Origin of the sequence: Pseudoalteromonas luteoviolacea, assembly GCF_001750165.1 — a bacterium.
In the GTDB taxonomy this organism is placed as follows: Bacteria; Pseudomonadota; Gammaproteobacteria; order Enterobacterales; family Alteromonadaceae; genus Pseudoalteromonas; species Pseudoalteromonas luteoviolacea_G.
Window position 1 is genome coordinate 665,049 of the sequence record NZ_CP015412.1, and the last position, 12,592, is coordinate 677,640.

Below are 12,592 nucleotides of genomic sequence, written 5' to 3' on the forward strand. Positions count from 1 at the left end.
AGCTGCTCTATCGTGCGAGTTTTAGTAGGTCGACAAATTTACGTATTTTTGGAATATGTATGATGTCACAATGCACCAATATCCAAGTGTCCACTTGCCACATGTCGCCTATGGGTAATATGTGTAGCATCGGGTTGTTTTGTGCAGCTTCTTTTGTACTAACAGAGATCCCACATCCTGCATGAAGTGCATAGTCGAGCACTTGGTGAGTATTGCTGGTGGTGAGAATATGACTTTTCTCTACCTGTGTGTGGATCCATTCATTCCACGGCAAATGTGCAATGCGTTCGGAATTGGCGATAAATTTATGCTGTGACCAATTGTCTTTTGTTGGCAAGCCATGTTGTTCTACATATTTTTGATGTACACACATGACCACCTCTATGCACTGGAATGGGATCACGATATTATCCAGTGTGTGCGGCTTCTCACCCATACGAATGGCTAAGTCTGCTTCTCCATACTCTAACGCATACTGTCGTATATCCTCTAAGATCTCGAACCTTACGTTTGGGTATTGCGCTTGGAATTGGTTTATCACTGGGAATAACAATTCGGATAGCTCATTGACACAAGTGATTTTAAGCACACCGTTCATCATGGCATCTGAATTGGTTGCCTTATCAACAAACTGATTAAATTGTATGTCTGTAATTTCTCCCAACCGCATTACTTCCAGCCCTGCTTCTGTTGGAATATAACCTTTGTCATTGCGTTGAAAGAGTTTGATGCCTAAGTGTGCTTCTATGCTATCTATTTGCCGCATGACTGTTGAGCGGTGTATACCCAAATCGGCTGCTACGGCGCTAAGCGTTCTTAGCTTGGCTAATCGGTAGGCGGTTTTAAACTCAGTCCATTTATCCATGATATGTCTCAATGGCGAGCGTATTGAGTTTGAGCAGGTTGTGATTGCAAGTGGGTCTAGATATCCGACTTTGCCATTAGCCAAGAGCATGGATGCACATAGCTTGAATGACAGAGAGGCTGAGCTTAGACAGCATTATGCGCAGCTTAAAGACGCAACTGAGATATTAATTATTGGTGGGGGTGTCGTTGGGGCAGAGTTGGCAGGTGAAATTGCTTATACCTTCAAAGATAAAGTGGTTACCTTAGTCCATAGAGATAAAGCACTACTCTCTGGCTTTAGTCAAAAAGCACAGCGCAAAGCACATCAACAGCTGGAAGAACTAGGTGTACAGATTAAGTTAAATAGCGATTATCAGCTATGTACCAAAACTCAGAGCTACCAAGATAAGCATTCAACTGATACGTTAAAGCCTGACATGGTGTTATGTGCGACGGGCACCAAACCGAATAATGCATTTTTGCAACAAAACTTCTCATATATACTCAATAGTAAAGGTTTGATTGTGGTGAATGACACGCTTCAAGTTGTTGGGAAAGAAAATTTTTATGCACTGGGTGACATTGCCGATGTGGGCGAAGCTAAACTGGGATATTTGGCAGTGGAGCAAGGTAAATACTTGGCTAAAAGTATAGTGCGAAAGCGCCAAGATAAGTCGGTAAAAGCATATAAACGTAATCCGTTTATGGCGTTAGTTCCCACGGGGCAAAAAACGGGCATAGTGCAAACGCCGTTTTTCACTTCAACCTGCAAGCACCTCGTTAATATCAAACAAAAAGATTTGTTTATTACTAAGACCTATAAAGCGTTTGCAAAGTAATACTGAGTCATAGCGATATGTGATACTTTTCTGAAGATGGGTAATTTGTCTTGGACGAGATAGGGCTTACTAATTGATTAGTAAGCCTAGGCGCTTATACGTTACATTTATATCAAACGCAGTTAGTTAAACAGGACAAGCAAGTCAAAGCTGGGTTTGAATATGTTCCATCAGCTACTTGTGTAGTCTGCTTTTTGTGGGTTTACTGATCTTGATTGAGATTCTTGAGTTTTTGCTTTTTTAGTTTCATCTTATGCTCCTTATTTGAATTATCTCTAACAGAGTTGCATAAAAATCACACAGCTCACAGTGGGTAAATTTAATACCGCTTTTGGTGGTTCGAGATAGATACTTGCACGGTGAGAGTTTTAGACTTGAGTGCTCAACAGTTTTGAGCTGCCAGAAAATCCAAACTTTTCGTACAGGCTGTGGGCATCATCAGTGACGAGAAATTTAAATTTAGTGCACCAACGTGGATCATTGACGATCGTCTCTGTTAACCACACTCCGAGCCCTTGAGATCTATGATCTGGGTGAATGATCAGATCGGCGATGTAGGCAACCGTTGCAAAATCAGTGACGACTCTTGCAAAGCCGATTTGGTGATCTTGATAAAAGAGCGAAAAGCACTCACTGTTTTCTATAGAGATTTTAATGATTGCCAAGTCGCGGTTACTAGCCCAGTAGGAGCTTTTTAATAACGATTCAACCTGCTCGAGTTGAATGTCTTCTCGTAAATCACTAATTCGATAATTGTCTTTTTTGTATTGCATGATCTCTGACACACATTTGTTGTTATTGTAATCAGTAGAGTGCACGATTTTTTGATGTAAACCAAGTGCAGGGTAGGTTATTAGCTTTTTGGATAAGCGCTCAGCGCGATAAGTTATCATGCCACTCACTAACATGAATAGATTGGGTTATGTTAGTGAGCTGGTTGTATTAGGTATTATCCGCCACATGGGCTACACACTGCCCATGAATTACAAATACCGTCTAGGTGGGAAACTAACTTAGTCAGCCTGACTTGCTCTTGGCCGACAAATTCATGGGTGACTTTATTTTGTGTTGTAAACAAGACATAACCTGGTGCATCACCAAGCTCTATATCTTCTGGATCTGACTCTATAAAATCTGCGCCTGGTAATTTTTCAGATATTTCATTTTGCTGTTGTCTGCTAAGCGGCCAATCCTTAAATTCCAGATAAAACTCAATAGTATGTGTGGAGTCAAAATCAAAGGCTCTTTCGTCTAGTACTTTGAGTACTTCTCCATCGGCATCTGCTGGCCACGTGTGTGTAGTTGTCATAAATACGTACTTTCCTACTTATCGATCTATTCATATAAGTCGTATGACAAGTCAATAAATTTACTTTTTTGTGGTGATCCGTCACAAATAGTATGGCTAGACTAATTATGTAAAGTTCGAAAGCGGCTAGGATTTATATACATCCTTGGTTTTCAGCATGTCGTATACGCGTTTTTCTCTGACTTCATCAAAGCCGACTGCACGCACGTAATCTTTGGGGTTTGAAAATGTGCCAAACAACAAATCCCACAGGGCAAGTCCATAATTTTGTTTGTGATGCATGTGTTTGTGATGAACTCTATGCATTTCGGGTCGCTGAACAATAAAGCCTACCCAGTAAGGTGTTTTTAAATCTGCATGGATATAAATATTATAAACAGCAGCGATGGTTAAGCTGACGCCAGTGCCGTATGCATTTAGCCCTAATATTAGATAACAACACATGGCGTTGAGCAAGGTCGCGGCGACACTGTCAAAGGGATGTAAGTAAAAGGCGGAGAGTGATTCTATACGGCGAGGACTATGATGTAGCTGATGAAAAGTGCGCCATAAAAAGTCAAATTTATGCATCGCCCTATGCCACCAATACGCAACGAAACTGGTTAACATAAACCCGATCACACCTTGGGTGAGTATACTCATTGACCCTAAGTTCAATAACGATATGTGATTAAATCGATCGGTGAATATCAGCCCTGCACCGATTGCACACATGGATTGAAAGAAGCTAATACCAGATGCCAGGATCAGCCAGCGACGATCGCAGCTATTTTTAGATGCGGGTGCAATGACTTCTAGGGTAAAAACTCCTATAAATGTCACGAAGATGATGAGTAATGTAAGAAGTTCCATTTTTTATCTTGTCACCTTGGCAGTCAATAATAACGATAAGGCTACAATAAATAGCTGCACGTGTTCTGTTCAAACCACATTACCTAAATTTGCCACTAAATACTAAATAATATCGAAGCTTTTAAGCTAATTCTGTTCATATCAATCATGGGGCTTGATGTTGAATGTGGTTTTTCATGTTTTATTTTATTGAAAGGGCCTGTTTCATTGGTATCGAAATGCAAAGGGGCTTTACACCCCTATTAAATCTAAGTCATGCAATTTGATGAGTGTGATAGAGAGATTTAAAACGTGAGCTTAGTAGGCTCCGTCACTGTATATCAACTCATAGCTGTGGCTATAAATTTCTAGGATATTGCCAAATGGGTCTTCCATATAAATCATGCGATATGGCTTTTCACCGGGATAGTAGTATCGAGGTTCTGCCATGCGCTTTTTGCCACCAGCTGCAACAATGCGCTCTGCGAGTTCTTCTACATTCGGGTCTTGTACACAAAAATGAAAGATACCGGTTTTCCAATACTCAAAGTTGTCATCTGGGTTAGTTTGGTTTTTGAATTGAAATAACTCTACGCCAATTCTGTCACCCGTTGATAAGTGCGCAATTTTAAAGCGGTCCCAATTTGCACCAAATACATCTGTACACATTTGGCCAATGGCACTGTTGTCTTCAGTGATCTCAGTTGGTTTCATGATTAAATACCAACCCAATACTTGGGTATAAAACTCAACAGCCTTTTCAAGATCTGGTACTGAGATACCAATATGGGAAAAATTTCTTGGATAAACCTTGTTCATAAAATGTGCTCCTCAATGTGATGTGAGCAGGTTACAAATCAAAGTTCATTAAGTAAAATTATCAATAATTATAATTTTGAGTACAAAGTGTAATGATTAATTTGATCTGGCTGCGCACTTTTTGCACCTTGGTTGAAGTCGGCCATTTCACGCGCACCGCACTGCAGCTTCACATGACACAATCTGGTGTCAGTCAACATATGAATAAGCTAGAGCAACAGTTGGGCAAAACACTGTTGTTACGCGAAGGAAAGCAATTTTCACTCTCTGAAGCCGGTGAAAAGTTATATGTGCATGGGCAAGATATTCTTCATGGGGTATCTTCGTTGGAAAAACTGATTGGGGAAGACCCCGCTTACGTAGGTAACGTGCGAGTGATGTCACCTGGCAGTGTGGGGTTAAAGCTGTATCCGAGTCTACTGAATTTACAGCAGCGCTATCGCGACCTCACGATTGATTACCGGTTTGCCCCTAATCGTGAAATCGAGCAGGCCATTGCTGGTAAACACGCCGATATTGGTTTGATGAGTAAAAAGTCCAGCGATGTCAATGTGCATTGTGAGGCCATTGCTCAGGAGCAACTATTACTTGTGACGCCAAAAAACTTGGCTTCTCCTGATTGGCAGTCGCTTAGTACTTTGGGCTATATCAACCACCCCGATGGCAGTCATCATGCCGAGTTATTACTTGGTGCCAATTTTCCTGAGTTCCAGCATAGTGACTTACTAAAAAATCAAGGCTTTTCAAATCAAATTGGATTAATTTTAGAGCCTGTAGCAAGAGGTTTTGGGTTTACGGTATTGCCTGCCCATGCTGTCGCTGCCTTTGCACAGCCAGAGCTTATTGCGGCTCACCCTTTAACACATCCTGTTTATGAAACCGTCTATCTAGGTATACATCGACATACCGCGCAGCCACAACGCGTCAGTATTTTGATTAATGAGATTAAAGGGGGTTTGAGTGAAGAAACGCAAATGGGTGGTGTATAGGCCCCCACTTACCTTGCGTTTAACTTATGCGTGCATAGCATGCTTTGGAAAAATTTGTCTAGCTCAGCGACTCTATTTGGTTCTAATGGTGGCCCTTTTTTACTCCCTTTAAATTGGCTCAATTGCGCTTCTATAAATTGGTTCAGTTCGGGGATCTTTGGACCCAGTGTTTTTTCTGTTGCGCGCTTTTTCGCAGCGACGAGCGAGCAAATCTTATCGAGTATTATGGTGTCATCAATCACCTCGCTTGCCAGAGTTTCGAACTCGATAGGCGGTGGGCAATTAAAGCGTTCTATCCATTTTACCGCGCACAGTGCACGCAACACGTAGAGGTACTTCTTATACGATACTAAGTCAGCCTTTAAATGCTCACGATAGTTGTTTTTTGCCATATTAAAATAGTGATAAATCCCGCGATCAATTTTATAGTGCGCTTTAAATAGAGACACAGCTTGATGTTTAAAGTCACCACTGTTCACATACACAATAGACGACTGCAGCCATTCTCCGATAGCAGGGTTTGATGCGTGCAACAGCTTAAGTGCTTTTCGCACATCCCAGCCATTGATGTCGATGTCATCAACTATGGGGTATTCAATAACATCTCTTTTATCTTCTAGCATTACAGACAAGTACCAATCCTGCTTGTGAACATAGATAAAGCGTACATCAAAGTCGCTATTTGGTGACTCAAACCCCCATGCACGACTGCCTGATTCAATGGCGTAAAGGACCTTTACATTGTGCTCTCGTTCCACATTTTTGATACGAGCCATAATTTCATCATGGATTTCTGGTGTAATTTTATTTATTTTTTCAGTCATAACTAATCCAAATACACTTTCCAAAGTGTGTCGCTGAGCTGCTGCGTTTTGATACAAACTCCGCTGAGCTGTGATATCACATCGATGTTGGTAACTGTATGGCTACTGAGCACATTGGTGGTAAAACTGCCGTTGCCAGCCAATGCCATAGGTAACAAAAGTTGATCAGCTAAATGTTCTTCTACCGCAGCCCCTGACTTTAGGTAGTGTTTGAGTGACTTGACTGTTCGCCTAGCGACTTGCTCTGCGCGAAGGCCAAGCTCACCCATTTGCTCGAACATGGCTATTTGGTGTTTAGTCCCAATACTCAGATGAAAGCTATTTCCTTGTCCAAATGCTTTTGCCTCAAGAACTTCTGTATTAGGCGCATGCCATCCTAATAGTTGTTTTGCTTCTTCTATCTCTCGCTTTGCCACCGAATGCTTAACCCCAGCAATGATAGATAAAGCGCGGCAGTGACTTTGTTGTTGTTCAAGTTCTGCTCCCGGCTTTTCGAACATACACGGAGATAAGCTGTCGATTGGGGTGATGTCAATTTGCCAGCTACCTCCCCCTGCAGGGAAAAAGCCTAACTTGGTGGTGCTAACTTGGCAGTCTAGTCCCATAGATTTGAGCGCAGGTAAAAATGACTGCTCAAAAAAGGTTAATGATGGTGACATACCGTTGTGCGTCCCACCGTGCAGGATGACTTTGGATGCTTTACCTGCGAGTGCAAGGGGTAACAAAACTGTTTGGCAAACTAGCACTGTGCTGCCAGCAGTGCCTATTTTAAATTCATATTCCCCGGGCTTGGTAGTAGCAGGTGTAAATTTAATGCGCTGCGAGCCAAGCTCTGCGCCTTCAACAGTGGCATCACAGATTTGCTGTGCTGCAAGCACACACGTTAAGTGCTGTCGCATCAGTCCAGGTTTCTTTCTGCCTGCGCGAATTTTTTGAATTTCTATGGGCTGATTTAACAGCATAGATAAGCTTAATGCTGTTCTTAAAATTTGTCCGCCGCCCTCGCCTTTAGAGCCATTAATTATAATTGTTTTTTTGTTCATTCTTAACCTTTTACACAAACTACTTGTTTTAATGTGTGTACAACTTCGACTAAGTCTTGTTGCGCCGCCATCACCTTATCTATGTCTTTGTAGGCATGTGGGATCTCATCAATCACGGCTTCATCTTTACGGCATTCAACACCCTTGGTTGCTGCGACCTGATCTGCAATGTTAAACACTTTTTTTGCTTTGGTACGTGACATGACACGTCCTGCACCATGGCTACAACTATTGAAGCTATCTGGGTTTCCTAAACCTCGAACAATATAAGAGCGTGCCCCCATGTTACCCGGAATGATCCCCATTTCTCCTCGCTCTGCACGTAAAGCCCCTTTACGAGTGACATAACACTGCTTGCCAAAATGTTCTTCACGAGAGATATAGTTATGGTGGCAATTAACCGCAACATCCATGGTATCAAATTGTATAGGGATTTCAGCTCGCAGTGCTTTCAATGCATTAAACATCATAATTTCACGATTTTTGGCCGCGAAATCTTGCGCCCATTCTACCGCCTCAACGTAATCATCAAAATAGGTACTTCCCTCTTTTAAATAAGCGAGATCCATATCAGGCAAGTGTTGTTGGTGGCGCTGCATTTCTTTTTTAGCGAGCTCTATAAAATAAGTACCGATACGATTACCTACCCCTCTACTGCCTGAATGCAGCATTATCCAAACGTGCTCAGTTTCATCAATACATAGCTCCAAAAAGTGATTACCTGTACCCATGGTACCTAGGTGGTTTATGTGATTACTTTTTGCAATCGCTGGATGCTTGGCACAGATCTGATTAAATCGAGCCTCTAATTTAAGCCATTGTTGTTCGACCAATTTGGGAATATTACCCCAGGCACCTACGTCGCGCTTTCTACGGTTCGAGGTACGCCCATGCGGCACCGCTGCTTCAAAGGCACTGCGGATCGATTTTAGGTTGTCGGGTAAATCGGCTGCTTTTAGTGTGGTGCGGGTTGCGACCATACCACAGCCAATATCGACACCCACGGCAGCTGGAATAACAGCGTCTACAGAGGGGATCACACTCCCTATGGTTGCGCCCTTGCCTAGGTGAACGTCTGGCATAACGGCAATATGGCTATGTACTATGTCCATTGCTGCAATATTGTCTAGTTGTTGTTTTGCCGCACTTTCAAATGGCACCCCTTTTGTCCAAGCCTTAATAGGGTGTTTATTGCCGGTTTGTAATACTTCGTAGTGAGACTTACACATTCGTTTCTCTCCTTTGTTGCTGATCTCCAAGGTTTACCACGTTATTCATCAACCCATCTAACCCGCCGTAGACGGTCAAGCTCTCTATTTTGTCAGCAATCTTTTCTAGTGCCTCTAGCTCTTTTAATCGCATTAAAGTAGGGTTGTTTTCCATGACCTTTGCGGTGTTGTGCAAACTACGTGTTGCTGCCGTTTCTTCTCTGCGTTTTATTACGTTTGCTTCAGCGGCTTTTTGCGCTTCAACGACCTGATTCAAAATTGTTTTCATCTCTCCAGGTAAGATAATGTCTTTCATACCCACGTGATTTAGCTCAACTCCCACTGCATGTAATCGCTCATCAACGATGTCCTTGACGGTTTCGTTGATATAGAGTTTATCAAGCAGTAAGTTGTCTAAATCTTGAGTGCCTACAGCCTCTCGAAGTGCTAATTGTAAAGCGTTATAAGCAAATGATTCGATGTCTTCAACACTTTGCGCTGCGAGTTTGGTATCGATAATTTTGATACTTGCACTTAAATTAATTCGCAGACTTACTCTGTCTTTACTTAAGATTTCTTGACCCGATACCTCTAGCATTTGTGTTCTACAATCAAATACCTTTAGTTCAATATTGTGGTTAAACTGCCATAGTCCATAGCGTCCCGGTGGTAGCTCTCGTACCAGCATGTTATTAACATATAAAAGTCCGATATGGTCACTTTCAATCGATACATCAACAATTGGATCGCTCACTTTTGTTGTTGGTGCTTTAAACAGTTTGCTGGCGTTATTGAGACCAGATTGGTTAATACTTGTTAAAAGGTTGTCCTCTACATACAGATTGTTACTGATATCGACCCTCTCCATATGGATATCACCAGCCTCTTTCCATAGATATAGGTGCTCCCCAGGAGGCACAATGCCTTTTAAGACTTGATTGACATACAATAGTCCCACTTCTTCAGGCCCCAGTACTTGATGAGAAATGCTAGTGATTCCTTTATGTTTGTCATAGATATCTGCTCCGGCTTGTGCTGAAACTGTGCGACAGTCAAAGGTTTGTAATTCAAAATCGCGATTGAATTGCCATAGGCCATAGCGACCAGCCGGTAGCTCGCGGACAAGTTCGTTGTCGGCAAATAAAAAGCCAATGTGTTCACGTTCAATGGTGATCTCATAAATCGGCTTACATGCCGAGGTTTTCGGACTTTTAATTAGCTTTGAGGCCAGATTAAGCCCTGCTTTTTCGATGAGCTTTAAGGTGGTTTCTTCAACGTAAAACTGTTCACTGATGTCTATTCGTTCTAAGCGGATCTCACCTGCATCTTTCCAAAGGTATAAGCTCTCTCCCGGCGCAACAACTCCTTTCAAGGCGTCATTAAAATACAACAATCCAACTTCTTGCTCAGCCAGTTTAAAATGACTGATATGTGCATGAAGATCTGAGTGTGTGTGGTACATGCGAACTGCATCAGGCGCAGCAAAATATAATGAGTCTATGCTGTAAGTGATAAACTCAAGTTGATTATTAAAGTCCCAAAAGTTGTGCTTACCAGGGCCGAGTACGCGCTCAAATTGCTTATTTTTATATACGAATACGCGCTGTGTGGGTGAAACAGTGTGTTGTTTTCTAAATTTCATTTTTTTTCCTTATAAAGCATCGTAACGGCCAACTAGCTATTTACAATTTGGCTAAGTAACAGCGTGGCTGGGGAGCTTCCGGCTTGCCAACCACGGGGTTTACTTAGCAAAAATTGCCTTAGTGTTAGCGGCGGTTACTTGCAAAGTAATGAGCTATTTAGCTCAAATATTTTTTTACATCATCATGAGATAAATTTAATTCTTGGTGATTAGAGCGGGATTTGAACCCGCAACCCACGAATCTAAGTCGCTGCTCTACCGTTGAGCTATCTATCAAATAAGGGGAGTTGAACCCCGCACTTGCGTGCTATCCAAATCAGTCTCTTGACTGAGGTAGCCAATATCGGAATACGTGCTTACAGAGTAAGTCGCACCGCTGTGTTATCTCGAAACACGACATCATGCTACGAGGTTACTATTCCAAGGTATGTGCCAAGCTGAAAATAAATGTAAGATTTATTTTTTAACTTGTTGTTTTTTATAATTTAAAAATTTATTTTGGTTGTTTTTTCTTTAATTTTTACTTGTTCTTTTTCCTCTTAAATGTTTCCATAAATATATTGTTGTATCTATTTGGATATGGTTGTGAAGGAAGTTGTAGCAGTAAGTTTGTTAGGCACTCAGTTAGATTTTGTGGGTAAGCGGGTTGATCGTTGGCACCGTTGGCGGCCAAATGTATCCTTGGTGAGCCAAGAAAACCTCATTATTAATAAGCTGTATTTATTGCATGGTTCGCGCAGTCTGCGGCTTGCTCATAATGTCGCGGTGGACATGGAAACGGTATCGCCTGAAACATCCGTACAATTGGTTGAGGTTAACTTTGATGATCCATGGGATTTTGGTGAGGTGTATGCCAAATTGTATGACTTTTGCCAAACGATTGAGTTTGATTTAGACCATCAGGAGTACTTGTTTCATATTACAACCGGGACGCATGTGGCGCAGATCTGTAGCTATCTGCTCACCGAGAGTCGCCAATTTCCAGGTAGATTAGTACAAACATCTCCTGATCCAAGCAATGACAATAAATCTGTCGGTCAATTGCATACTATAGACTTAGATCTGTCTAAGTATGATCAGTTAGCGCAGCGGTTTGATATTGAGCGCCAACAGGGTGAGAGTTTTCTTAAAGGCGGTATAGAAACAAAAAACGTAGCGTTTAACCGTTTAATTTCTCAAGTAGAAAAAGTGGCGATACGCTCAAGTGCGCCAATTTTACTGATGGGCCCAACTGGTGCTGGAAAAAGCCAATTGGCTGACCGGATTTATCAATTGAAGAAGCAGCGTAATACCCTTCAAGGCGACTTAGTTGTGGTTAACTGTGCGACTTTAAAGGGTGAAAATGCCATGGCGGCGTTATTCGGTCATACTAAGGGGGCGTTTACGGGCGCGTTGCAAGCACGTGAAGGGTTTTTAAAAGCGGCGAATAAGGGGTTGTTGTTTCTTGATGAGGTTGGAGAGCTGGGGTTAGAGGAACAAGCAATGTTGCTTCATGCAATTGAAAATAAAAAGTTCTACCCTGTTGGTAGCGATCAAGAGAGCCACAGCCATTTTCAATTAATTGCTGGCACCAATCGAGATTTAAGCGCGTGTGTTGCTGATGGTTCTTTTAGAGAGGATTTATTGGCCCGTATCAATTTATGGACTTATCACTTGCCTGCTCTGAAGGATCGGCGTGAAGATATCGATGCCAATATAGACTTTGAGTTGGATAAATATAGCCAAGAGCATGGCCGTCGCGTTCGCTTCAATAAGGAAGCGCGTTTAGCATATCTTAAATTTGCCCACAGTGAGCTGGCAACTTGGCAAGGTAACTTTAGAGATCTGGGATCGTCAATGATCCGCCTTGCTACGCTTGCTGACACTTCTAGGATCAGCGCGACTGATGTGACTGACGAAATTGCGAGACTAAAAAGTGATTGGCAAATACATCAGCCTAATAAGCACAGTTCTTGCTTAATTTCTATTCTGAGCGACGAGCAAATCGCACATTTAGATGCATTTGATCGCCAACAATTAGAGTATGTCGTCACCGTTTGTTTGCAAAGCCCTAGTATGGCAGCTGCGGGACGCGTGCTATTTGATGTCAGTAGAACTCAAAAAGCCACCATCAACGATTCCAGCAGATTGCAAAAGTACTTAGCAAAGTTTGGCATTAAGTGGCGAGATATTGCAGCCTTCAAATAGAGCGTTGTCCGTGTAGGTAATTGTCTGTAATAGCCCTTTACAGAGTTTTTACTAC

12 protein-coding genes and 1 tRNA gene are annotated in these 12,592 nt (G+C 42.1%); 3 read left to right on the forward strand and 10 right to left on the reverse strand.

Annotation, left to right across the window (positions count from 1 at the left end; all coding sequences use genetic code 11):
• Positions 1–7 precede the first annotated feature (7 nt).
• Positions 8–865 (reverse strand): LysR family transcriptional regulator, encoded by an 858-nt coding sequence (locus S4054249_RS23315; RefSeq protein WP_046356763.1) that lies wholly within the window; start codon positions 863–865, stop codon positions 8–10.
• Between S4054249_RS23315 and S4054249_RS23320 the strand changes: the two genes are divergently transcribed.
• Positions 864–1,685, forward strand: a complete 822-nt coding sequence (locus S4054249_RS23320) for an NAD(P)/FAD-dependent oxidoreductase (RefSeq protein ID WP_046356764.1) — start codon at positions 864–866, stop codon at positions 1,683–1,685. The genes S4054249_RS23315 and S4054249_RS23320 overlap by 2 nt on opposite strands.
• Before the next feature lie 368 nt (positions 1,686–2,053).
• Here S4054249_RS23320 and S4054249_RS23325 read toward each other — a convergent pair whose 3' ends face one another.
• From S4054249_RS23325 to S4054249_RS23340, 4 genes are all read right to left on the reverse strand, one after another.
• On the reverse strand, positions 2,054–2,578 hold the full coding sequence (locus S4054249_RS23325; RefSeq protein ID WP_230851940.1) for a GNAT family N-acetyltransferase: 525 nt from the start codon (positions 2,576–2,578) through the stop codon (positions 2,054–2,056).
• 56 nt (positions 2,579–2,634) lie between these two features.
• On the reverse strand, positions 2,635–2,994 hold the full coding sequence (locus S4054249_RS23330; protein WP_046356765.1) for a ribonuclease E inhibitor RraB: 360 nt from the start codon (positions 2,992–2,994) through the stop codon (positions 2,635–2,637).
• A 126-nt stretch (positions 2,995–3,120) separates the two neighbouring features.
• Positions 3,121–3,846 (reverse strand): sterol desaturase family protein, encoded by a 726-nt coding sequence (locus tag S4054249_RS23335; protein ID WP_046356766.1) that lies wholly within the window; start codon positions 3,844–3,846, stop codon positions 3,121–3,123.
• A 297-nt stretch (positions 3,847–4,143) separates the two neighbouring features.
• Positions 4,144–4,644 (reverse strand): lactoylglutathione lyase family protein, encoded by a 501-nt coding sequence (locus S4054249_RS23340; protein WP_046356767.1) that lies wholly within the window; start codon positions 4,642–4,644, stop codon positions 4,144–4,146.
• Positions 4,645–4,736: 92 nt separating this feature from the next.
• Here S4054249_RS23340 and S4054249_RS23345 point away from each other — a divergent pair, with 92 nt between their 5' ends.
• Positions 4,737–5,633, forward strand: coding sequence for a LysR family transcriptional regulator (locus S4054249_RS23345; protein ID WP_046356768.1), 897 nt, complete (start codon positions 4,737–4,739; stop codon positions 5,631–5,633).
• Positions 5,634–5,641: 8 nt separating this feature from the next.
• Here S4054249_RS23345 and S4054249_RS23350 read toward each other — a convergent pair whose 3' ends face one another.
• The 5 genes from S4054249_RS23350 to S4054249_RS23370 all read right to left on the reverse strand — a co-directional run bounded on the left by S4054249_RS23350 (position 5,642) and on the right by S4054249_RS23370 (position 10,625).
• The gene (locus S4054249_RS23350; RefSeq protein ID WP_046356769.1) at positions 5,642–6,457 is read right to left on the reverse strand and encodes a nucleotidyltransferase domain-containing protein; all 816 of its coding nucleotides are present in this window, start codon (positions 6,455–6,457) and stop codon (positions 5,642–5,644) included.
• 2 nt (positions 6,458–6,459) lie between these two features.
• Positions 6,460–7,500, reverse strand: coding sequence for an RNA 3'-terminal phosphate cyclase (gene rtcA, locus S4054249_RS23355; RefSeq protein WP_046356770.1), 1,041 nt, complete (start codon positions 7,498–7,500; stop codon positions 6,460–6,462).
• A 2-nt stretch (positions 7,501–7,502) separates the two neighbouring features.
• Entirely contained in the window at positions 7,503–8,729 is a 1,227-nt protein-coding gene (locus tag S4054249_RS23360) for an RtcB family protein (RefSeq protein ID WP_046356771.1), read from the reverse strand.
• On the reverse strand, positions 8,722–10,350 hold the full coding sequence (locus tag S4054249_RS23365; protein WP_196764527.1) for a slipin family protein: 1,629 nt from the start codon (positions 10,348–10,350) through the stop codon (positions 8,722–8,724). Before S4054249_RS23365 ends, S4054249_RS23360 begins: the two co-directional genes overlap by 8 nt.
• Before the next feature lie 203 nt (positions 10,351–10,553).
• Positions 10,554–10,625, reverse strand: a tRNA-Leu gene (locus S4054249_RS23370).
• Between the two features lie 310 nt (positions 10,626–10,935).
• Between S4054249_RS23370 and rtcR the strand changes: the two genes are divergently transcribed.
• On the forward strand, positions 10,936–12,537 hold the full coding sequence (rtcR, locus tag S4054249_RS23375) for an RNA repair transcriptional activator RtcR (protein ID WP_187301413.1): 1,602 nt from the start codon (positions 10,936–10,938) through the stop codon (positions 12,535–12,537).
• The last annotated feature ends 55 nt before the right edge of the window (positions 12,538–12,592 follow it).